The sequence below is a fragment of the Clostridium sp. MCC344 genome (genome assembly GCF_018785365.1).
Classification (GTDB): Bacteria; Bacillota; Clostridia; order Lachnospirales; family Lachnospiraceae; genus Pilosibacter.
This window is the reverse complement of the sequence record NZ_WQPQ01000015.1, coordinates 23,425-45,868: the sequence shown is the minus strand read 5'-3', so window position 1 is coordinate 45,868 and position 22,444 is coordinate 23,425. Positions and strand designations below refer to the sequence as shown.

Here is a 22,444-nt window from a genome sequence, read left to right as displayed (position 1 = left end):
CACAGACTGCCGGGAACGAAAGTCCCGGCAGAATCGTATGATGCAATATTCGATTCATGAATAAACGTAACTGTTCAGTACCCTCACACCTACAAGAGCCTCCCCACGGAGCTTCCCTTCAGATGTATGGCAAGTTACGAGCAAAAATGCATTCCGAATCGGCTTTGCCGATGGAATTTTTTCCTTCCTATCCATGTTTTTCAGAATTGTAAACGCAGAAATCGTGAAACACTTCCACATTCGTGCGATCAGAAAACTCTTACCGTTTCTTCTCCGGCGTAAAATCTCCTTCAATGACCTTCCACGCCGCCTCGACACTGAAATACTCACGAATATACTTCTGCGTCTCCTCGCACATTCTGCGACACTCCGCCGGATCCTGGTACATCTTGACAACCTCATCGGCAAACGCCTCCGGTCCGTCAGCGACCTTCATGACGCGTTCCGCCTCCGGGATTCCCTCGGAACCGATGGAAGTAGTGACGATGGCCGATCCATTATAGACCGCCTCGACAACCTTTCCCTTGACTCCGGCACCGTAACGCAGCGGAACCACAACGATCCGGGATGTCGCATAGAGAGATGCAAGCTCTTCCTCTGTGACGAAGCCCTTGACGATGATGCCGCTTCCCGGCTGCTCAAGCACCTTGATCTCATCCGTCACCTTGGATCCGACAACATAGAAGTTCACATCAAGCTTCTGTCTGATCAGCGGGAAGATCTCCTTTGCGAACCAGAGAACCGCGTCAGCATTCGGCGGATGCGCGAATCCACCGACAAACAGCAGTCCTTCCCTCTTTTCGAAGTCCTTGTCGATATTCTCCAGGAACTTCTCGTAGACATAGGCAGTGATCGCCCTGATCTTGTACTCCGGATGGATCGCATGGATTGCTTCTTCCTCCACGTAAGATGGATAGTAGGATACCGCCGCCTTCTCCATCAGGGAGAACTCGATGGATTTCCAGTAATCGGACTCCCGCTTTTTCTGGATATCGCCGGTGAGCTCATACTCCCGGTATTCTCTTAAGAAATGCAGGTCATGTCCGTAGTAGATCACCTTGATATTGGTGTTCTTCTTGATAAAGTCAATATATTTGATCGCGATATGCGGACGGTTCAGGTACGCAAAATCGATCTCGTCCTTATTCTTTGTCAGCCAGTCCCAGATTCCTGCCTGGTATCCCGGTCCGTATAAGATCTCCACGCCCATCTGCTGGAGTGTCGTCGAGTACGGCTCCTCGTGAAGGAAGTTGTCTCCGAGGAATTTCACGGAATATCCCATCTTCACGAACATTTTCAGGTACTGATAGGTCGTCTTGGAACCTGCATCCTTGTCAAACGTCGGGACATAATGGTCCACAACAAGGATCACCGGCTTCTTCTGGCTTCTCTCACGGGCACGGAATGGGTTCGGATTGCCTGTATTCACAGACTGCTTCTTAAATTCCTCCGCCCACTTTTCTTTTAATTTCCTACTGTTTTCCACCTGATAGCGCTTCAGACCGGTTCCGTTTACATCAGTACCGTTGGAAACACCCTCGAAGTGGATCACCTTGGATAACGGCTGGTAAACCACACGGTATCCGGCTTTTCTCACCTCAAAAGCAAGATCGGAGTCCTCACAGTAGGCCGGTGCGAACAGCTCGTCAAAACCGCCGATCTGCTTCCAGAGATCTGTCGATAACAGGATCGCTGCTCCGGAAATATAATCGACATCCTTCACATAATTGTACTCCGGCTTTTCCGGATTATCGAGACGTCCGTAGTTCCAGCCGGAACCGTCACTCCAGATGATACCGCCGGCTTCCTGAAGACGTCCGTCCGGATATACCAGTTTGGAGCCAACCATGCCGATGGTCGGATCGGACTCAATGAGATTCACAAGGGATGACAGCCAGCCCGGAGTCACCTGAGTGTCGTTGTTTAAGAACATGACATACTTTCCGCGGGCTGCCTTCGCTGCCTGATTGCAGTTCCTTAAGAATCCCTGATTTGTCTTATTTCTGCAGATCACGAGATTTTCCGCGTACATGGACAGCTCCTTCGTCGCGTCCGTGGACACGTCATCTGCAATGATAATCTCGTAAGTCACGTCCTTTGTGTTCTCTAAGATAGAGAGCAGACAGGCGTAGGTATAGTGGATCTGGTTATAGACCGGGATCACGATGGACACAGCTGGATGTTCCACATAGTCAAAGTGCAGTTTTCCGTGCTCCAAGTATCCGGCACCGATCTTGAAATCGCCGCGGATCCTGTTCCTTCCGTCCTTTGTAAAATACAGCTTTCCGTATTTTCCCGGGTGGAATACGGTGTTCTTAAAGTAACCGGCGATCTTTCTCTTTCTCGTACCCTTCGGCATGACTTTATCCACAGCACGGTGGCATTTCCGGAGGATTTTCCACATGATTGCCTCATGCTTCGACAGGTACGCAAGGTCTCCTGCCATTCTCGCGTTCTCGCTTCTGAGGCTGGCGATGATGGCATCCAGATTCGTCACATGGTTGTTTGTGAGGCGCTGGACCTCCTGCTGCTTGCTGATCGTGATATCTTTTTCCGCGATCTCCTGTTTTAAGTTCTCGCACCAGTCCTTTACCTTGTAGAGCTCGCTCTCCCGGTCGAGAAGGAATTCCACAGTCTTCGTCGGCTGTTCGTACTGTTTCATATAGCCGAAGGAGCCTGCATCATGAACATAGGACTGGAATGCCTTTTCCATACCGTCAAATACGGACTGTTCCTCATCTGTGATCCCGAAACGGGCATAGAGATCCTGTTCTTTTACGTTCAGTACCTTCTCATATCGTCTGTAAAAATATAAAAGATTACGGTACTTTAAGAATTTCTCCGGGATTGGGAAATCAAATACCCACTCATAGTCGATTCCATAGATGCAATTCTCATTTTCCGGCACCATCAGGTTCTCGAAGAGTCCGTCCACATTGGAGACAGCAACTGCCTTACCGCTGATCGCCGGAACTTTTCCAAATACTGCCTCAAACTCCGGTGTCACCTGAAACGTTTTTGCGTCCTCGTTTTCCGGGAACAGCACCTTCATCACAGTCTCAAGCTCTTTATACGGAACTTCGCCCATGACGATTGCTTCTCCGAGAGCATCTCCAACAGTCTTCCCGTTTAAGTAGCGGAAGGAAACTGTCCTCTTATCTTCTTTCCATTCCGGTTTTAAAAAGCGGACAGCAGGATTCAGTTCCCGGATCTTCTCATATTTTTCTCCGAAGGAGCGGATATGTGCTTCGCCAGCCGCTGTGAGAGCCGTCTTTTCAACGGTGAGAACACCGTCTTCTTTTACGATCTCCGTCTTTAACTGGAACTGCTCCGCTCTGGTCCGGTTGTATTTTACAAATAAAATCTGTCTCATGCTTTCCCCTTTTCCCACATGCCAAGGAATGAGTTGGAAAACTTCGTAAAGTCCCCATTTCTGCATGCGTTCGCCATGGCTTTCTCCTCGTTTCCGAACCAGAGTCCCGGACCGTCAAGACGGGCGGAGATATTCGTCACATCGCCGGTCTGCGGGAGATAGTCATCGGAGTAGAGAGTTACCGGATAACGGTAATCCGGAACCGGGTAGTAGAGCATCGCGGTTCCACCGAATTTTTCCTTTAATCCCTCAAACAGACCGCGCAGCTCCACCTCTAAAAAGGAGTGTTCAAATGGCTCCGCGCCCATAAAGTAGCGGACGCCGGACTCATTCTCAGCCGCTGCTAAGAGTTTTCCTCCCGGTCTCACAAGGGATGCCGCTCTCTCGAGCAGATCCGCTGCCCCGCTTTTCTCTGTCGCGGAAAGCATGGACGGCAGGATCACATAGTCGAATCCAGCTTTATAGAGCGCGTCCAGCTCCTCTGCTGCACGTTCTTTTCCCTTGTACTCTTTCCACCCAAGAGACTCTGCATCTGCCTTCGGAAGTTCCCCGCGGATCAGGAAGAGATTTTTCTTTTCTCCATGCCTTCTCCGGTTCACCTCCAGATTCTCATCCCGCTGATCCAGAACGACCACCTCACCGGCACGCTCTGTAAAAAGTCCGGTACAGGAACCGTAGTCGGATCCGACCTGGAGAACCCGGTCATTTTTTTTCATTTCCAGCCACTCGAAAAGATTTTCCCTTAACGGAGAAAATGCGTAGAGACACCACGGGCTTGTTTCTCCCCGCAGTGCCGCCTCCGCATCTCCTTTATACTTTTCGAGCAGGTCAAGAAGTTCATAACTGTAATCCTTCATCTTTTTCTCCCGCTATGTGTCACAGACATTTTTCCCGGATCCTGCCGGTCTTTTCAGACAGATCCTGCTGTCAAAATGCCATGTTCTGGTCTTATGCTTTTGTCAACGATGTCTCCACTTCCGATTCCATGTCATACACACCGACCGTATTCTTATTGGAGATCACCGTAAGGTTTGCGATATTGTACAGACGGTGGTATACCACATGTTCCTCACCCTCAAAGCCTGTACAGCTCATGGAGAGAAGATACTCGCCGCCCTGCAGTGTCATCTTCTGGGTAAAGGAAACATCGTAGACATCGCCGTCTCCCACCGGTTTGATGTCACAGCCCTCATACATGGTGTTCGTTCCGGTGAGATCCGTTCCCTTCTTGTCACGGATCGTATAGGTAAAGATCGGACACTTGATCGGCGCATGGAAGCGGATCCGCTCCCTGATCGTGAACATCTCTCCCTTTAGCAGGAGATTTGTGAGGTTTCCTCTCGCGTCAAAAAGCCCCAGATCAAAGATCTCTGCCCGTCCGTCTCCGTACTCGGTTCGGTCGGTGTTGATGGTGATCTTATCCTTCATGAGAGATCCATCGGAATGGACTTTCTCAGCCTTCACGTTCTTTTCTTCGCCCAGCATACCGCCGGAATAGTCGCTCTCCAGCTCTTCCTTTAAGGAATCCAGCTGGTTTGCCAGGATCTTCTTATAGAGATCCACCATATGGCCCGGCTCACCTTCCGCGATGAACTCGCCCTTGTTTAAGAGAACGACCTTATCGCAGTATTTGATGATACTGCCCATATCGTGGGTAACCATGAGGATCGTTGTTCCCCTCTGCTTGATCTCCTCCATCTTCCGGTAACATTTTGCCTGAAAGAATACGTCTCCGACGGACAGGGCCTCGTCGACGATCAGGATCTCCGGCTCCACGTTAATGTTAAGCGCAAATGCCAAACGGACGAACATACCGCTGGAGTAGGTCTTTACCGGCTGATAGACAAAATCGCCGATATCCGCAAAATCCAGAATATCCTGCAGCTTTTCATCCATCTCTTTCCGGGAATACCCCATCATGGTGCCGTTCATATAGATATTTTCAATTCCGGTGTAGTCCATATTGAACCCGGCTCCAAGCTCCAGAAGCGCGGAGATCTTTCCCTCCACGTCCACCTGACCGGTGGTCGGTGTGAGGACGCCGGTGATGATCTTTAAGATCGTTGATTTTCCGGAACCGTTCGTTCCGATAATGCCTACGGTCTGACCCTTTTCTACATTGAAGGAGAGACCATTTAAGGCATAGAAATCCTTGTGATAGCTTTTATGTGTCGGGCTTAAGGACTCTTTCAGTCGATCGATCGGCTTGTCGTAGAGTCTGTACACCTTCGTCACGTCTTTTACTGTAATCGCATTGGCAGACATGGTTTCCTCCTACAATACATCTGAGAAATGCGGACGGAGCCGCTTGAATACTTTGAGTCCCACTAACATGGTGATCAGGGTCACTGCCCAGAAATACACGGTCAGTGTCGGACGCATGAAGAACCAGTCTCCCGTCAGCATGCTGTCACGGTATCCAGCCGCGATATAATAAAACGGGTTCAGTTTCAGGATCATCGGAGCCATCGTCAAGCCCTTATCTAAGAATAACTGTTCACTGTACATGATCGGGGTCAGCCACATGCCGAACTGCAGGCAGATGCTGACGATCTGTGCCATATCCTTAAAGAATACCTGGATCGCACTCGTAAGGTACGTGAGCGCCAGAGCGTACATGGATGTGGCAAAGGAGTAATAAATGATCTGGATCCAGGAAAGTTCCGGTTTTTTGCCGCTGATCAGGAACACGAAGAACATGATCAGGACGAAAAACACATGCACAAACAGACAGGAGATCAGCTTGATCACCGGCAGGATCTCCACTTTGAATACTACTTTTTTTACCAGATAATTGTACTCCTGAAGGCATCCCGTTCCGCAGTTCAAGGCTTCAGAGAAGAAGAACCACGGGGCGATGCCCGGAATCAGCCACTGGACGTACGAGGCGTTCGGCACCGGCGGCGCACTCTTGAATCCGATCGGACCGAAGATGAGCCAGTAGATCAGGACGGTGACGATCGGCTGGATGAACATCCAGACAACGCCAAAATAGGAGCCGACAAAACGTTTTCTGAAATCTGCCTTGGAAAGCTCCCAGATCAGTTTTCTTTTTGCCACCAGCTCCTTCAGTAATGAAGTCAAATAATTCACGCTTTTACAACCTTTCTATTGATGCAGCTCCTGGCAGCGCCATCTTCTTGTTTTCATTGCATGAAAACAAGAAGCCCCGGGCATTCGCCTTATGTCGCTAAATGCGGAAAGATGCCTACGCAAACAAGTTGGCGACACATCTTGCCGCATTTGGCGCCGCACTGCTAATTACTAACGATCAAACTTGAAGATCTCTTTAAATCCCGGCCATTTCTGGTCTTTCTCAGAGATGATGAGCTGCATATCCGGCGTGATCGGCCACTTTACGCCGATGGTCTCATCGTTCCATGCAAGTCCGCCCTCGTCACCCGGATGATAGAAATCGGTACACTTGTAAGCAAACTCTGCTTCATCGGAAAGAACGACAAAGCCGTGGGCAAAGCCTTCCGGAATATAGAACTGTTTCTTATTCTCCGCAGAAAGCTCAACGCCGAACCACTTGCCGTATGTCTTAGAGTGTGTTCTTAAGTCAACCGCTACATCGAACACGGTTCCGCGTACCGCACGGACAAGCTTGCCCTGCGGGAACTGTTTCTGGAAGTGAAGGCCGCGGAGTACACCCTTTACGGACATCGACTGGTTATCCTGTACGAAAACCATATTGAGTCCTGCCTCTTTAAAATCATTCTGGTTGTATGTCTCCATAAAGTATCCGCGCTCGTCGTTGAATACGGTCGGCTCGATTACATGAAGGCCTTCGATTACCATTCCATCTGTTTCACAGGAAGAAACTTTAATCTTTCCCATAGTCTTTTACCTCACCTTTTTATAAATTTACGGCTGTGCTTGTTTTCTTTTTCGGATCAGCCGCTGTATTTCCGCCATTTTTCGGCATTTCCGCACTACATCATACCACCCGGAGTGCAGAATGACAATATTTTTCTGCTCTGACCTGCCACACAGCCATTGATATAGAGGAATATGCAGCAAATCAGTTTACATAATTGTAACTATTCAGTACCTTCATAGTTACACGCAAAAATCCATTCCAGATCAGCTTCGCTGATGGGATTTTTGCCTCCTATCCTATGTTTTCTTACGGTCAGCGCAGCAAGTGCGCAGACCTACTGAACAGTTTTACATAATTTTCAACTCTATTTCCAGTAATTCCGGTTCATAGATAACTTAACTACCAATGCCTTCGGCAGCTTTTTATACCGCTTTCCTGCGAGATATCCCATATATTTAAACCCGCTGTCCACCACAAGCTTCGGCACGAGGTATGTATGCCCCGTTTTTACCAGCCAGCGCACGGTGTCCTTTACCATGCGGATCCCCTCGCCCTCAGACCGGATCCCGGAGAATACATCGGGATGATCCGCCTGAGAGACCGCAAGATCGAAATTTCTGTGGAACTGTTCCACCGCCGTGTAGTTGTGGGAGTGGATCACTCTTGCGTCTGCCGCATAGCAGACCGCATATCCGTTCTTCATGGCCTTCGCCGCGAAGATCATGTCCTCATTGAAGATCGTCTTCCGGATAAATCCCCCCAGCTCCATATAGATCTCCCGCTTATATGCCGCACAGACATTGGAACAGAAGTACGTCTTGATTCCAAGCGTGTCGAGATCCGAGAGCCTCTTTATCCGGCTTTTGTCCGGATAGTTGAACTCTCTCGTGTGGCGCTCGATGATATTGCAGTCCTTTGCGGGAAGCTGTCTCGCATATGCCACGGCGATATCCTTCTCTGCAAAAAGCGCGTCCGTCAGGGCTTTTAAGAGCCCCGTGTCCGCCGGAAGCGCGTCGTGAGTCATGCAGACACAGACATCCGCGTCGGAATGTTCGATCCCTGCATTTCTCGTGGCACCGTGGTCAAATTCTTCCTTCGTCACATGGTACACGGAGAGATTTTCCGGGAGTCTTCCCGGTTCCAGAGTCTCCGTCCACTTATCCCACAGGGACTTTTCTGTATTCATGACGATCAGCCGATCCACCGGTACGGTCTGGTGTCCCAACTGGTCAAATAATTCCAACAATCTGTTTCCCGGACCGTAGACCGGGATGATCACATCAACCCTCATTATGTTTTTGTGCTCTCTCTTTCTGTTTCATAAAGCCTGCCGAAAAGATTCCGAAAAATACCATCAGTGCGGCCATCAAAAGCATGTATACAAAGGAACCGCCCTGAATCCCGCCCATCCGGACAAACCAGCCGGAGGAAAGGACCGCCAGCACACTGACGAAAGCATATCCAAGAATGATGAATTTCTGTTTCTGCATAATTATAAGTGAATAATAAAACAGGTTCATGAACGCATTCAGTGCTCCTCCGATGATGATGAGCACCAGTGCCACGCGGCAGGTGGAAAGCCCCTCCCGCAGGTTCGGATACAGCAGGCTGATCACCGGAATGCCGAGCAGCCATGCGCCGCCCACTGCGAGGACTGTCAGGGCCGCAATGATCAGGGCAAGGTTCCTGATGATCTTCCGGAATGCTTTTAAGTGGCCTGTCTCCCAGTCCACCGCGAGCTTTGTGAGGTACGGGCGGATCACGAAGCCGGCAACCAGGTTGATTACGCTGGTCGGCATAAAGATCGCGCCGTAGACTGCGAGATCACGGTCTGCCATATGGGCCTCGATGGCGTATTTTGATGCGGAAAAGATATAGAAGTCCAGAACCACCGAGAAAAATAACAGAATATTATCCCGGAAGAGCTGGAATTTCTTTCCGCGCCCCGACTTCCATGTCACATTCGGGAGTTCCCGGATCACAAGGACATCGAACAGGAGAAAGCCTGCGATCTGTGCGCCCACCGCCCAGATACTGGCCGTCAGAAGTTCTCCCGTCAGTGCGAGGCTTCCGAGGAAACATGCCACGGAGAGGATCGTCCGGAATGCATTGGATTTTCCTGTCAGATACAGTCTTCCGCCGCGCTGGAATTCCGCCTCGTATGTATCTGCCAGAGCATCGATGACCTTGTAGACCACCATCAGGAAGACGATGGCCGCTTTCTCAAAGGTATAGCCGCTGACCATCACATAGCCAAAGCCCACAAGAATCGCGAGGCCGCAGGTGATGAGACGCAGCCCGAGATAGTCACCGAAGGTGTACTTCTCCCCGGTATCTGTGATCTGGAACGGGCGGATCCCGAAGTATGCCGCCATGAACATGTGCTGTCCGAAGGTCGTAAAGGCGAAGGTGAACACTCCGCCCGCGTCCTCGCCCGCAAGCTGGACCACCGCGATAGAGAGCACCATGGACGCAAAGGCGTAGAGGAAGCTTCCGATCATGTTCCAGATGATGTTCTTCTGCTCCGATACCGCGGATCCGTCACCGATGATGAGTCCTGCAAATCCGTGGGGCACCTTTGGCCGGTTATTCATTTCCGAATTCCTTCTTTACGCAGGAAAGTGCGGATTCGATGACCTTATCCATATCATAGTAGCGGTATTCCGCAAGTCTTCCGCCGAAGATCACACTCTTCTCTTTTCCAGCGAGTTCCGCGTATTTCTTATATAATTCCTGGTTTCTCTCATCGTTTACCGGATAGTATGGCTCCATACCCTCGGTCCACTCCGCTGGGTACTCTCTCGTGATGACTGTCTTCTCCTGGGTTCCGAACTCGAAGTGTTTGTGCTCAATGATCCTCGTGTACGGAGTCTCGCGGTCGGTGTAGTTGATGACCGCATTGCCCTGATAATTGTCGCAGTCTAAGACCTCCGTCTCGAACCGCAGGCTGCGGTACTGGAGTTTTCCGAAGCAGTAGTCAAAATAGCTGTCAATGGTTCCTGTATACACGACCTTGTCCGCAAGCGCATCATATTTCGCTTTATCCGCCAGATAGTCGGTTCCAAGGCGGATCTCACAGCCCTCAAAGAGCTTTTCTGTGATCTTATTGTAGCCGCCGATCGGGATCCCCTGATAGAGATCGTTAAAGTAGTTGTTGTCATAGGTGTAGCGCACCGGAAGACGTTTGATGATGAAAGCCGGGAGCTCCCTGCAGTCTCTGCCCCACTGTTTCTCCGTGTAACCCTTTACAAGCTTCTGGTAGATGTGGGTTCCCACAAGGCTGATGGCCTGCTCTTCCAGGTTCTTCGGCTCGCCCTTGATGACCTTTCTCTGCTCATTGATGATCTTTTTTGCCTCCTCCGGAGTGGAGATTCCCCACATGCGGCTGAAGGTGTTCATATTGAACGGCATGTTGTACATCTCGCCCTTGTAGTTCGCAACCGGGCTGTTTGTGTAGCGGTTGAATTCCACGAGGCTGTTCACAAAGTTCCAGACTTCCTTGTTACTGGTATGGAAGATATGGGCGCCGTAGCGGTGTACGTTGATGCCCTCGATATTTTCGCAGTAGATGTTTCCGCCTGCATGTCCTCTCTTCTCAAGAACGAGGCAGGTCTTTCCGGCTTTTTTTGCGTAGTACGCGAAAACTCCGGCGAAAAGTCCGCTGCCCACTAACAGGTAATCATATTGTTTCTTCATATAGACTGTTCTCCTCATTGTCCCGGCTTTTCTGCGCCGATGTATTTTGCAGCATGGGTGAGCTGGATTTTGTGTCCTGCTGCCTGAATTACTCTTCTTCCTTAACAAAGATTTTTTCTTTCGGAAGAATTTCGCGGACCTCCTCCACGAGCTGGACTGCCGCAAACAGGGCAGATCCGGCAAAAATAAAGATATCACCCAGGTTGAAGACCACTTTTTTCAGTTTCTTCCACTGGATGCTGAAATAGTCCACCACATATCCGCGTTTGAGCCGGTCATAAAGGTTGCTCGCTCCGCCGGCCAGCACCAGGGTCAGCGCCGTCTTCTCCAGCACGCGTCCCTTCTTTCCGATCACATACGCCCATGCACCGGCTACCGCCGACAGCATGCAGACCGGGACCATCTCCACAAGTTTCGGGTATTCCTTCATGAATCCGAAGGAAAAGCCCGGATTGTGGTTTTTGTAGAGGCGGATCAGGCCGCCTGATTCTTTCACGGTTTTCGGGAATTCTTCATCGGGTCTGGCTTCGATCTCTTTTTTCACAGCCAGATCTGTAAGCGCAAGCGTCGTTCCGAATGTCAAAAATCCAAACATTGCGATTCCCCTTTCTTTTCTATCTTACATGATTGCATACTTTCACAGATATCCTTATATTACAACATTTTAAAGGGTCCGTCCATATATTTCTTATTTCACGGTCAGACCGTGGCGCCATTTTCACACGTTTTCTTACCCATTTCATTTACGCCTCTCGTTCCTCTTCCCGTTTTCTGATCCTGTAATTTTTTTTGGGGAACATGTGCCCTTGTCCCTCATATACATATATAGTATGAACCATTTTCTGCGGAGTATCAGCCATGTCATGTACAAATTCTGTCGCGTCGGAAGATTTTGCGGATTTTATCGCGCCTTATTTTACTACACCTGAAGAGTTTATTCGTTCACAGGGGACAGACTGCATTGATTTTGTGAATTCTACACTGGCGGTCGTCTATGTTCCGCTCTCCACGGTGACACCTTCTACTTATACTTCCTATACATATTCGGCAGTTCCGAAGCTATATAGTCTTCTGGATGTCACAAGTATGGATGCTGCCGGGATCACGCCAGCGGGGGAGCTTCCGGTGCTGAACAATCAGGGCGCGGGAGTTATTGTGGGATTTGTGGATACGGGGATCAATTATACAGATTCGCTGTTTCGGAATGTAGATGGAAGTACAAGAATTATTGGGATATGGGACCAGACAAATAATTCAGATAATTCTAACAATATAGAGAATGAAACTGTAAAACCATTTTCTGCCTTCTCAGCTCTCTACGGCACGCAATACACTGCCGATGAGATCAACCTGGCCCTGAACTCCGACAATCCCGCCTCCATCGTCCCCACCCGGGACGAAAACGGACATGGAACATTTCTCGCTTCCATTGCCGCCGGGAACCGGGATGAACGGGCGGGATTTTCCGGGGCGGCACCGCAGGCATCCATCGCCATGGTGAAATTAAAACCCGCCAAGCAGTATCTCCGTGACTTCTACCTGATCCAGGACGGGGCAGAGGCCTACCAGGAAAACGATATCATGATGGGCGTCTCCTATCTCTATTTTCTCGCCAGAAAATACTCCATGCCCCTCGTCGTCTGCATTCCTCTCGGCACCAATATAGGAAGCCACATGGGAATGAGCCGCCTCGGGCAGTATTTAAACCAGGTCAGCCTTTCTAACGGTTCCGCCGTCATCACCGCTGCCGGGAACGAGACCGGGGCAAGACATCACTTCCGGGCTGTCATGGACGCAAGCACGGATGAAGTCACCGCGGAGCTGCGGGTGGGGGAACGGGAAGCCGGTTTTTCCATGGAACTTTGGGCAGAGAACATGGGTGTCTACACGGTAGGCTTTATCTCACCGACCGGCGAAGTTGCGCGGGAGATTTCCGTTCCGCTCCGGGGCGAGAACACGGTGTCCTTTCTCCTGGAACAGACCCAGATCACAGTCTACACCCAGATCGCCGATGTGAGCGCCGGAAGCCAGTTTATCTTTATGCGCTTCGAAAACCCCATGTCCGGGATCTGGCGGATCCTGATACGGAACTCTCTGGACATCCGTGAGACCTTTCATCTCTGGCTGCCGGTCCGGGGCTTTATCACCGATGAGACCTATTTTCTCCGCCCGGATCCCGATACGATCATCACAGATCCCGGAAATGCCCGGTATCCCATCACTGTCACCGCCTACGACCACACCAAAAACAGCATCTACATCCACGCCAGCCGCGGCTACAGCCTGTCCGGCCGGATAAAGCCGGACCTCGCTGCCCCGGGTGTCAACATCTTAGGCGCGTCCGTCTCAGGAAGACGTCTCACAAGAATGTCCGGCACCTCCGTCTCCGCCGCCCACCTCGCCGGTGCCGCGGCGATCCTGTTGAACTGGGGCGTCCTCAATGCAAATTATCCGTATCTCAACACGCCGGTGCTAAAGTCCATCTTCGTCCGTGGGGCACAAAGAAATCCAGCGCTCACATACCCGAACCGTGAGTTCGGATATGGAACGCTGGATCTGTATGAAGCTTTTTTACATCTCAGAAACCTTTAATTTATAACATCCGATGCCGTGCAGACACTATCAGCAGGATTCATATTTATTCAGCTTTGTAACAGGCTTCCGTCGGCCCCGGCAGAGCAACCGCCTTCTTGTCCGCCGTAGAATACTCCCGCATCTCGATCCGTGGGCCGCCATGTTTTTCCAGATACGCGCGGGTGATCGTCACAGAACCGATCTCCGGGTCCTTCGGGATCTCGAACATGATATCGAGCATGAACTCCTCGATGATCGCCCGGAGCGCTCTCGCACCGGTGTCTTTCTTTAAAGCCTGTTCCGCGATCCATTCCAATGCGTCATCATCAAAGTTTAAGTTGACTTCATCCATCGCGAGAAGCTTCCGGTACTGCTTTAAGATCGCATTCTTCGGCTCCTTTAAGATCCGCACCAGGAAGTCCTTCGTGAGTCCCTGGAGTGTCACTGTCACCGGAAGTCTTCCGAGGAACTCCGGGATCATTCCGAACTCCCTGAGATCCTGGTTTGTGACCTTTGAGAGAATGTCCGGATCCTTATCGTACTTGTCTTTCGGGTCGGAGCCGAATCCGATGGACGTTGTGTTCGTCAGGCGCTCCTTGATGATCGTTTCAAGATCCGGGAACGCACCTCCGCAGATAAAGAGGATATTGTCCGTGTTGACCATTTCCATCGGAGTCATGGCATTCTTCTGCCCTGTTCCGACCGGGACTTCCACATCCGCTCCCTCAAGAAGCTTTAAGAGCTCCTGCTGAACAGACTCACCGCTGACATCGCGGGTATTCGTGGACTTCTTCTTCGCGATCTTATCGATCTCATCGATGAATACGATCCCCATCTCCGCCTTCTGGATATCGCCGCCCGCCGCCGCGAGAAGCTTTGTGAGAACGCTCTCGATATCGTCACCGATATAACCGGCCTCTGTTAAGGATGTGGCATCCGCGATGGCAAGCGGCACATCGAGAAGCTTTGCGAGAGTCTTTACAAGATAGGTCTTACCGCTTCCGGTGGGTCCGATCATCAGAATGTTGGACTTTTCGATCTCAACATCTGTTCCGTATTTCTCAGCATCCGGGGATGTCCTTGAGAATACACGCTTATAGTGGTTGTAGACCGCGACGGAGATCGCCTTTTTCGCCTGCTCCTGACCGATCACATACTCGTCGAGCTGCGCCTTGATCGCATGGGGTGCCGGGATCTCACTGAGCTTAAACAGTTCTTTTTTTACTTTTTTCTTCTTTTTCTTTCGCTTATGGCTCTGTCCCATGAGGGCGCCGAGATCGATCTGACCTACCGGAATTCCGAAGATATTCCCAAGTGGAATTCCTTCTGCCTCTTCACCGTCTTCCTCGAAATCATCGCCATCCCCGGTCTCGTCAGCATCCACGACGGTCTGCTCATTGTCTTCATCAGATTCTGTATTTACACCGTCTGCTTCATCCAGATCATCCTCAGAATCCTGTTTTTCCGCCTTTCTGATCACACCAGTATCTCCCGGAACCGTTCCGTTCCCGCTTTCTGTGCTCATTTCAGCGGCTTCAGAAACCCCAACCGTTTTTTCCGCTCCGCTCACAGCGTCTTTCTTGCCCGAAGCAGCTCCGGCGTTCTCGGGCTTCTGCGCTCCATTTCCGCTTCCCATCGGATTCAGATACATATTTTTCAACATTTCCGGCGTGATCCCGGACATCTTTGTCCAGTCCATACCGCTTCCCATCATCATGTCAAACGATCTCTGCATGCAGTCCCTGCACACGTTCAGTCCGCCTGGCAATGTGATCATCTTTCCCGCCTGGTTCTCCGTCCGTCTGCACATGCAGCAGACTTTTTCATATCCGTTATTTCTGTTGTCTTCCAATGTATTTCTCCTGATCTTTCTATCGTTGCAAATATCCCGTATTTTCGCAGCCACCACATACGCTCTTTTTTCTGCAAAATGCGCTCAAAATCCACGGAATCTTTTTTCTTTCTGAATTTTTCAGAATTACCGTAACTGTTCAGTGCCCTCACACCTACAGGAACCTCCCCCGGAGCTTCCTTTCGGATGCATGGCAAGTTACGAGCAAAAATCCATTTTAAATCGGCTTCGCCGATGGGATTTTTGCCTTCAAGCCTGTGTTTTATTACGGTCAGTGCAGCAAGTGCGCAGACCTACTGAATGATTACGAATTATCCACTATTATAATGCAAATCCGCAGGACTCGCAACAAAAAGCCTGCCGCAAAGTTCCAGACAGATGTGCTTTTTTGCTTAGCGCTATCTGAATCTTCCCCCCTGTATTTTTTTGAATTTTTTTGTAGTGAGGTTTTATGATGAAATTGTAGCAAAAAATTGGTGATAAGTTCAGTTTTTTGTGCAGCTTGTACACAGAGATGTTTATGGATGCAAATTTTCCGTTCGTCTCCCTGCACAGATTTTTGCATAATTGAACAATTACCAAAAAATAAGAGGGGGTATCTTATGATTACTTTACAGCTCGACATGTATCAGGCCTGCGCTCTCGGCGCACTCGTCTATTGTCTCGGACGACTCATGGTCAACAAACTTTCATTCTTAAGCAAGTACTGCATCCCGGCACCGGTTGCCGGCGGTATCGTATTTGCGCTGGCTCATCTGGCATTATATGCAGCCGGGATCCTGGAACTTTCCTTTGACACGACATTACAGAGTGTCTTCATGACGATCTTCTTCTGCAGCGTCGGATTCACAGCCTGCTTCCGTCTCTTAAAGAAAGGCGGCATCCAGGTATTCATGTTCCTCGGTCTCGCGGTCGCGATCTGTGTCATCCAGGACGCAGTCGGCAGCGGACTCGCAGCAGCCTTTGGTTTAAACCCGCTGCTCGGTTTATGTATGGGTTCCATGCCGTTAGTAGGAGGACACGGAACATCCGGTTCCTTCGGACCGCTTCTTGAGACGGATTATGCCGTTGTCGGCGCTACCACTGTTGCTCTCGCGGCAGCTACATACGGACTTGTATCCGGAAGCATGATGGGCGGCCCGATCGCCCGCGCCCGTGTTGAAAAACTCCACTTGAAATCCACAGCAGCTGAGGAAGGCAACGAGACAGCTGAGGTTATGCCGGCCGTTGATGGTCAGAAATTCACAACATCCGCAATGTTTTTAGCGGTTGCCATCGGTCTCGGTACTCTTATTTTCACCTTCTTCAAAGATGTATGCCACCTGACATTCCCGACTTACATCGGCGCTATGCTCGCAGCAGCAGCGATCCGCAATATCTGGGATGTCCAGAACAAAGAACTTCCGATGGTCGAGATCGACGCCCTGGGCGGACTTTCCTTAAACCTGTTCCTTTCCATGGCAATGATGAGCTTAAAGCTCTGGCAGTTAGCAGCGCTCGCTCTTCCGATGATCGTCATTCTTCTTGTCCAGACCGTTGTCATGTTCCTGTACGCAAACTTCGTTGTATTCAACGTGATGGGACGTGACTACGAGGCAGCTGCTATGACCACCGCTTTCTGCGGCTTCGGCATGGGCGCTACCCCGAACGCGATGGCAAACATGAGAGCACTCGTTGAGCGCTACGGTGCAGCTCCGAGAGCATTCTTCATCGTACCGCTTGTCGGAAGTCTGTTTGTAGACTTCTTCAACTCCATGGTACTGACGACATTCATGAATTTCCTGTAAATTCCATCTTCAGGAATTTCTGATAGATTCCTGCCACGGCTCCTGTGTTTTCACCGTGCAGGGAAAAAACTCTATACCAAACCTTCCCCGCTGCCGGTTCCCAGACCGGATAGCAAAAAGCAGGAGCGCCTGTCCGGATGGATCCGGATGGCGCTCCTGCTTTTTATCTTTTCTTTCTGCCTCCCGCCTTAATCTGCGGGCTGCAGATCCTGTTCTGTTTCTGTTTTATTTGCCGATCTTTGACTGGCTCTGTGCCGGTTTCTGATCCTGGCTCTGGCTCTGATCCTGGCTCTGGCTCTGATCCTGGCTGTTTCCATTGTCAGCTTCTGCCGGACGGTTCTTTAAGGTTACCTGGACTTCTCTCTCCTGGTAGCTGCCGTTGACAAGAGACTGTACGGTAAGAGTTACAGTATCACCGGATTTATAGTAAGTTAAAAGCTTTGCAAGGTCTGCATAGTTGGAGATCTTCTCACCGTCTAACTTTGTGATGATGTCTTTCTCATGAAGGTCAGATCCTGCTGCTGCGGAGTCTTCCATGATCTTGTAAACATAGACGCCCTGCGGCATTCCGTACATCTTTGCCATGGACTCGTCGATGTTCTGTAACTGGATCCCGAGATAGCCCTGTTCTGATTCGGAAACAGCGATCTTTGTGGTTCTTGTCATCAGATCATCGATGATCGCTTTTGCTTTGGAGATCGGGATCGCATAGCCGACGCCCTCAACACTTGTATCTGCATACTTTGCTTCATTGATACCGATGACCTCACCTTTGGAGTTTAAAAGAGCTCCGCCGCTGTTGCCCGGGTTGATGGCTGCATCTGTCTGGATCACGGTCTTTGTGGTATCGTCAACGTTGATCTCTCTGTTTAATGCACTGACATGTCCGACTGTGACGCTCTGGCCAAGTCCAAGTGCATTGCCGATCGCGATCACGCCCTGGCCCATCTTTAAGGAGTCGGAATCACCGAGTGTTGCCGCTTTGATCTTGCTCTTTGTGTCAGCGGAGATGCTGTCGAGCGGAACAGCGATCACTGCGAGGTCTGCCTCAGAATCGGTTCCCTTGATCGCTGCATCTGCGGTACTCTCATCTGCGAATGTGACCGTAAGACCTTCGGTGTCGCTGACAACGTGGTTGTTTGTGACGATCAGAAGCTCTGAGTCATTCTGTCCGACGATGATGCCGGAACCGCTGCTCGGAACTTCGTAAGTCTGGGACGGTCCGAACCAGCTGTTGCTCTGGTAGAGCTGGGTATTCGTGATCGATACAACGGACGGAAGTGTCGCATCCACGATCGCGGATACATCCTCAATAACAACACCGTTGCTGGATGATGTGGAGGTGTTCGCCGCCGGGACCTGGGAAGTCTGACCGATCGTCTCGCTGGAAGCGCTCGCCTGGGAACTCTGGTACGGGAACAGGGTGTTCGCCGCACGGTTGACTCCGTACATCGTACCTCCGGAGACAACACCGAAGAGAAGTGCCGCCGCTGTGACGAGAGCCGCTGTCTTCATATGCTGGTTCTTCTTCGGAGCATGGTGGCTGTTTCCGTTCTGATTCGGATTCTGTCCATGTCCCTGGTAGTAATCATACTGCTGATACGGGTTTGTGTACTGGTTCTGGTTTCCGTAATACTGCTGATGCTGCTGTCCGCCGTAGTAGGAACCGTTCTGGTTCTGATTCTGGGCATTTCCGTTATATGGCTGACCGCTCTGAGCACCGCCGAGTCTTCCGTAGATCTGTCTTCCGGTGTGTTCGCTCTGTCCCTGGGACTGCTGTGCATCCTGCGGGCGGTTCTGCGGCTGCTGTGCGTTCTGAGCGTTCTGCGCATTTACCGGCTCCCCGCCGTCCTTCTTTTCATTTTCATTGTTCATTTCGTTCCATTTATTTTCATCATACATAACAGGTATCTCCTTTCTGTAACGAGTGATATTTCTGATCATTTCTTCTGCATCCGGATCAGCCTTTCTTCGGAAAACCTGTCTGCCAGATGCTTTCAGATCTTGTCTTTCGTATTTAAGGGATCTCTTTTTTCCTTCCCCTCAACTACATGACATAGTGTACCAGTGAATTGTGATGAAAGTGTGATGAATCATGGATAGTTCTGTGAAATGGAATCACATTTCTGTACACAGTGTCTTTTCGTTTAACCGGACGTTCTATAGGAATTTCCTATGAAACAGGAAATCCCGGGCTATATGAGGAGATCAGCCATTCCTCATACAGCCCGGGATTTCATATGAATGTTTTTTTTAACAATACAGGATCTATTTTGCAAGGATCGCAGTCAGTCCGAAGTAGATCAGGACGATCACGCCAAGGACGATACGGTAATATCCGAAGAACTTGAAGTCATGTTTCTTGACATATCCAAGTAAAAACTGGATCGAATACATGGAAACGATGAACGCGATCACCATCGCTGCCACCATGAAGAAGAGTTCCATCGCGGAGAATGCGAGTCCGTAGTGAACAATCTTTAAGAGGCTGGCGCCGAACATGACCGGAATTCCAAGGAAGAAGGTGAACTCGGATGCTACTGTTCTGGAGCAGCCGAGCATCATCGCGCCGAGGATCGTCGCGCCGGATCTCGATGTACCCGGGACCAGGGCGAGAAGCTGGAATAAACCGATATAGAAGGCGGTCTGGTAGCTGATCTGGGAGACCTTCTTTACCCGCGCCTCCGCATACTGATTGTGGTTCTCAAATGCGATGAAGATCACACCGTAGATGATCAGCATTGCCGCTACGACATACGGATTGTAGAGGTACTTATCCAGAACATCATCAAACAGGATTCCGATGACAGCCGCCGGGAGACACGCGATCACGATCTTGAACCATAAGTGCCAGGTTGCACGTTTCTGTGCCGGTTTCTTTCCCGGATCAAACGGGTTCAGCCGTCTGAAATACAGGACCAGGACGGCCAGGATCGCACCTAACTGGATCACAACGCGGAACACGTTCATAAAGTCCTCAGAGACGTTGAGGTGGACGATATTTTCCACCAGGATCAGGTGTCCGGTACTGCTGATCGGAAGCCATTCGGTGAAACCTTCTACGACACCGAATACGATGATCTTCAGAAATTCAATAAAATTACTCATATTCACTCCTATGCTTTATATTTTGAATATAGCGTGCGTTCTTCTTGTTTTCATTGTCATGAAAACAAGAAGCTTCGGGCATCCGCCCTATGTCAACAGGTTCAAAAAAATGCTTCTGCAAGCAAGCTTGCGGCGCATTTTTCCGAACCCGCTGACGCACGCCAGATTGCTAGTTGGCGTTTTCGATCTGCCAGTCGATCGGCTCCAGGCCGTGTTCTTTTAAGAACTTATTTGTCTTGCTGAACGGACGGCTGCCGAAAAATCCGCGGTAGGCGGACAGCGGGCTCGGGTGCGGTGACTCGAGGATCAGGTGCTTCGGGTTCGTCAGCATCGGTTTTTTCATCTGCGCCGGGCGTCCCCAGAGGATGAACACCATCGGGCGGTCCTGTTCATTTAAGATGCGAATCGCGGCGTCCGTGAATTCCTCCCAGCCGATATTCTTGTGGGAGTTTGCCGCATGGGCGCGGACTGTGAGGACCGTGTTCAGGAGCATGACGCCCTGGTCGGCCCACTTCTTTAAATACCCGTTATTCGGGATATAACAGCCGCAGTCCTCATGAAGCTCTTTATAAATGTTTACGAGAGACGGCGGGATCTCCACCGACGGCTTCACGGAGAAGCTCAGCCCGTGGGCCTGCCCCGGCTCATGATACGGGTCCTGTCCCAGGATCACGACTTTTACTTTGGCGAGAGGCGTGAACGCGAACGCGTTGAAGATGTCATCCGGCGCCGGGTAGACCTCCTTTGTCTCGTACTCGTTCTTTACGGTCTCATACAATTTTCTGTAATACGGCTTTTTGAATTCCCCGCTCATCGGGGCTAACCAGTCATTTGCGATCGCAGCCATATTTCCTCCTTGTAGTATTGATACATCAGTCGAAAAACTCTTCCGCAAATTTCACGGATGATTCCGCCACCGGACATGATTTTCCGGCCAGTTCTTCCGGAACCTGCGAAAAGATCTTATGGACACGGAACAGATACGCCTTATTGTTTAACATCGCCGTCTTCTCAAACGGCCAGCGGATCAGGGACGGATCTTTATAATTCTCCCCGAGCTCCAGAAGCACCGTATTCCTGTTTAAGGTGCAGGAAAGCCACAGCGTGTACGATTTCCAGTTTTCTTCCGTAAAGGATACGCTGTGCGGGACCGCGATATGTCCGGCATCAAACGGGAGTCTTTTTGCGTCCTCGTCTGCCAGGGACGTGATCATATAGTAGTCTTTTCCATCCAGAAACTTCTTTAATTGTTCAGCCGCATGGAGGATTTCCTCTTCCTCCGCGCCTTCTTTCTTCTTCCATTCAGAGCCGATCCCGACAAGGATCTTCTCCGCGGATCCCAGTTTTTCCCTCAGGATCTTCTCTGCTTCTGTCTTTTCCAAATGTTTCCTCCAATATCTGGCAGAAACTGCGCTCCGCCGGACCGGCACTTCTTTTTCGCGCTGTATTTCTATTTTCTGCCATTTTTTGTCGACCGTTACCATCATAACATAAATAGGTTCTTGATTCAACTGATCCATTTTTCTCTTTATTTTTAATTTTCTTAAATTTTTCTGTCCATACCGGAGCCCGATCCGTAAATTTCTCCGCACAAAGCCGCATGTCCGAAATTCCGTCTGCATTTTTCAAAGAGATTCCCGATCCGCTTTCACTTCCTGCCCATAACAAAATGTATATTTTTCTTCTGTCTTTCCCATACTTTTCATATATACGGATCAGCCTGATCCATGACGGATTTTTTATCATCCGTCACACGGAAGCTGACCTGTAAAACCTTCTTAATAGAAAGGATGATCACAATGGAAGAACACACAGTCGATCTGCTCCGGGAATGCGATTCCGGATGCGCGATGGCGGCGGAGAGTCTGGAACAGATCCGGGATTTTGTTTCCGATCAGGGATTATGGAATGAGATCACTGCGAGCTATGAAAAGCACCAGGATCTCGATCTGAGGATCAAAAAGACATTGCGTGCCATGGAAGAACAGGGAAAAGAGCCGGGCAAAATGGCATCCGCCTGGTCCTGGATGTCCACAGAAATGAGGATGATGGCAAAAGGCGGAGACAAAGAAGCCGCCAGTATTGTCACTGACGGTTGTAATATGGGGATCAAGACCATATGCGGTTATAAAAATCAGTATTCCGGTGCCTCAAAGGCCGCCATGGAACTCGCGGACGAGCTCACCGGGATGGAAGAAAATCTCAGAAATCATATGAAGAAATTTCTTTGA

At 50.2% G+C, this 22,444-nt stretch carries 17 protein-coding genes; 3 read left to right on the top strand and 14 right to left on the bottom strand.

From position 1 onward, the window contains the following. Positions 1–259: 259 nt before the first annotated feature. From GPK90_RS03895 to GPK90_RS03855, 9 genes are all read right to left on the bottom strand, one after another. A complete protein-coding gene (locus tag GPK90_RS03895) occupies positions 260–3,373 on the bottom strand; it encodes a glycosyltransferase (RefSeq protein ID WP_215702219.1) in 3,114 nt (1,037 codons plus the stop codon). Beyond that, positions 3,370–4,230 (bottom strand): class I SAM-dependent methyltransferase, encoded by an 861-nt coding sequence (locus tag GPK90_RS03890; RefSeq protein ID WP_215702218.1) that lies wholly within the window; start codon positions 4,228–4,230, stop codon positions 3,370–3,372. The genes GPK90_RS03895 and GPK90_RS03890 overlap by 4 nt, the downstream gene beginning before the upstream one ends. 91 nt (positions 4,231–4,321) lie before the next feature. After that, positions 4,322–5,638, bottom strand: coding sequence for an ABC transporter ATP-binding protein (locus GPK90_RS03885; protein ID WP_215702217.1), 1,317 nt, complete (start codon positions 5,636–5,638; stop codon positions 4,322–4,324). A gap of 9 nt (positions 5,639–5,647) precedes the next feature. After that, positions 5,648–6,433: an ABC transporter permease gene (locus tag GPK90_RS03880; RefSeq protein ID WP_485663125.1), complete on the bottom strand. Its 786-nt coding sequence runs from the start codon at positions 6,431–6,433 to the stop codon at positions 5,648–5,650. Positions 6,434–6,637: 204 nt separating this feature from the next. Continuing rightward, positions 6,638–7,213: a dTDP-4-dehydrorhamnose 3,5-epimerase gene (gene rfbC, locus GPK90_RS03875; RefSeq protein WP_015553895.1), complete on the bottom strand. Its 576-nt coding sequence runs from the start codon at positions 7,211–7,213 to the stop codon at positions 6,638–6,640. A 347-nt stretch (positions 7,214–7,560) separates the two neighbouring features. Then, the gene (locus tag GPK90_RS03870) at positions 7,561–8,487 is read right to left on the bottom strand and encodes a glycosyltransferase family 2 protein (protein ID WP_215702216.1); all 927 of its coding nucleotides are present in this window, start codon (positions 8,485–8,487) and stop codon (positions 7,561–7,563) included. Beyond that, a complete protein-coding gene (locus tag GPK90_RS03865) occupies positions 8,477–9,790 on the bottom strand; it encodes a lipopolysaccharide biosynthesis protein (protein WP_215702215.1) in 1,314 nt (437 codons plus the stop codon). Before GPK90_RS03865 ends, GPK90_RS03870 begins: the two co-directional genes overlap by 11 nt. Next, the gene (gene glf, locus GPK90_RS03860) at positions 9,783–10,892 is read right to left on the bottom strand and encodes a UDP-galactopyranose mutase (RefSeq protein ID WP_215702214.1); all 1,110 of its coding nucleotides are present in this window, start codon (positions 10,890–10,892) and stop codon (positions 9,783–9,785) included. Before glf ends, GPK90_RS03865 begins: the two co-directional genes overlap by 8 nt. 88 nt (positions 10,893–10,980) lie before the next feature. Further along, positions 10,981–11,487 carry a signal peptidase II gene (locus tag GPK90_RS03855; RefSeq protein WP_118533309.1) on the bottom strand — a complete coding sequence of 169 codons (507 nt, stop codon included), beginning with the start codon at positions 11,485–11,487 and terminating at the stop codon, positions 10,981–10,983. A gap of 263 nt (positions 11,488–11,750) precedes the next feature. Between GPK90_RS03855 and GPK90_RS03850 the strand changes: the two genes are divergently transcribed. After that, positions 11,751–13,484: a S8 family peptidase gene (locus GPK90_RS03850; protein WP_215702213.1), complete on the top strand. Its 1,734-nt coding sequence runs from the start codon at positions 11,751–11,753 to the stop codon at positions 13,482–13,484. A gap of 46 nt (positions 13,485–13,530) precedes the next feature. Here the strand turns inward: GPK90_RS03850 and clpX are convergent, their stop codons facing one another. Beyond that, a complete protein-coding gene (gene clpX, locus GPK90_RS03845) occupies positions 13,531–15,318 on the bottom strand; it encodes an ATP-dependent Clp protease ATP-binding subunit ClpX (protein WP_215702212.1) in 1,788 nt (595 codons plus the stop codon). 602 nt (positions 15,319–15,920) lie between these two features. On the opposite strand from clpX, the gene gltS reads away from it, so the two are divergent. Then, entirely contained in the window at positions 15,921–17,105 is a 1,185-nt protein-coding gene (gltS, locus tag GPK90_RS03840; protein ID WP_118533313.1) for a sodium/glutamate symporter, read from the top strand. A gap of 225 nt (positions 17,106–17,330) precedes the next feature. Here gltS and GPK90_RS03835 read toward each other — a convergent pair whose 3' ends face one another. From GPK90_RS03835 to GPK90_RS03820, 4 genes are all read right to left on the bottom strand, one after another. Next, a complete protein-coding gene (locus GPK90_RS03835; RefSeq protein WP_215702211.1) occupies positions 17,331–19,007 on the bottom strand; it encodes a S1C family serine protease in 1,677 nt (558 codons plus the stop codon). A gap of 366 nt (positions 19,008–19,373) precedes the next feature. Next, a complete protein-coding gene (locus GPK90_RS03830; protein WP_215702210.1) occupies positions 19,374–20,213 on the bottom strand; it encodes an undecaprenyl-diphosphate phosphatase in 840 nt (279 codons plus the stop codon). 169 nt (positions 20,214–20,382) lie between these two features. Continuing rightward, on the bottom strand, positions 20,383–21,060 hold the full coding sequence (locus tag GPK90_RS03825) for a uracil-DNA glycosylase (protein WP_142412734.1): 678 nt from the start codon (positions 21,058–21,060) through the stop codon (positions 20,383–20,385). Positions 21,061–21,085: 25 nt separating this feature from the next. Further along, positions 21,086–21,595 (bottom strand): hypothetical protein, encoded by a 510-nt coding sequence (locus GPK90_RS03820; protein WP_142412735.1) that lies wholly within the window; start codon positions 21,593–21,595, stop codon positions 21,086–21,088. Between the two features lie 417 nt (positions 21,596–22,012). Between GPK90_RS03820 and GPK90_RS03815 the strand changes: the two genes are divergently transcribed. After that, a complete protein-coding gene (locus tag GPK90_RS03815; protein WP_118533321.1) occupies positions 22,013–22,444 on the top strand; it encodes a hypothetical protein in 432 nt (143 codons plus the stop codon).

Bases quoted from the DNA above. Each gene is read 5' to 3' on its own strand.
- GPK90_RS03895 (WP_215702219.1), bottom strand. From the start codon at position 3,373: ATGAGACAGATTTTATTTGTAAAATACAACCGGACCAGAGCGGAGCAG.
- GPK90_RS03890 (WP_215702218.1), bottom strand. From the start codon at position 4,230: ATGAAGGATTACAGTTATGAACTTCTTGACCTGCTCGAAAAGTATAAA.
- GPK90_RS03885 (WP_215702217.1), bottom strand. From the start codon at position 5,638: ATGTCTGCCAATGCGATTACAGTAAAAGACGTGACGAAGGTGTACAGA.
- rfbC (WP_015553895.1), bottom strand. From the start codon at position 7,213: ATGGGAAAGATTAAAGTTTCTTCCTGTGAAACAGATGGAATGGTAATC.
- GPK90_RS03870 (WP_215702216.1), bottom strand. From the start codon at position 8,487: ATGAGGGTTGATGTGATCATCCCGGTCTACGGTCCGGGAAACAGATTG.
- GPK90_RS03865 (WP_215702215.1), bottom strand. From the start codon at position 9,790: ATGAATAACCGGCCAAAGGTGCCCCACGGATTTGCAGGACTCATCATC.
- glf (WP_215702214.1), bottom strand. From the start codon at position 10,892: ATGAAGAAACAATATGATTACCTGTTAGTGGGCAGCGGACTTTTCGCC.
- GPK90_RS03855 (WP_118533309.1), bottom strand. From the start codon at position 11,487: ATGTTTGGATTTTTGACATTCGGAACGACGCTTGCGCTTACAGATCTG.
- GPK90_RS03850 (WP_215702213.1), top strand. From the start codon at position 11,751: ATGTCATGTACAAATTCTGTCGCGTCGGAAGATTTTGCGGATTTTATC.
- gltS (WP_118533313.1), top strand. From the start codon at position 15,921: ATGATTACTTTACAGCTCGACATGTATCAGGCCTGCGCTCTCGGCGCA.
- GPK90_RS03835 (WP_215702211.1), bottom strand. From the start codon at position 19,007: ATGTATGATGAAAATAAATGGAACGAAATGAACAATGAAAATGAAAAG.
- GPK90_RS03830 (WP_215702210.1), bottom strand. From the start codon at position 20,213: ATGAGTAATTTTATTGAATTTCTGAAGATCATCGTATTCGGTGTCGTA.
- GPK90_RS03825 (WP_142412734.1), bottom strand. From the start codon at position 21,060: ATGGCTGCGATCGCAAATGACTGGTTAGCCCCGATGAGCGGGGAATTC.
- GPK90_RS03815 (WP_118533321.1), top strand. From the start codon at position 22,013: ATGGAAGAACACACAGTCGATCTGCTCCGGGAATGCGATTCCGGATGC.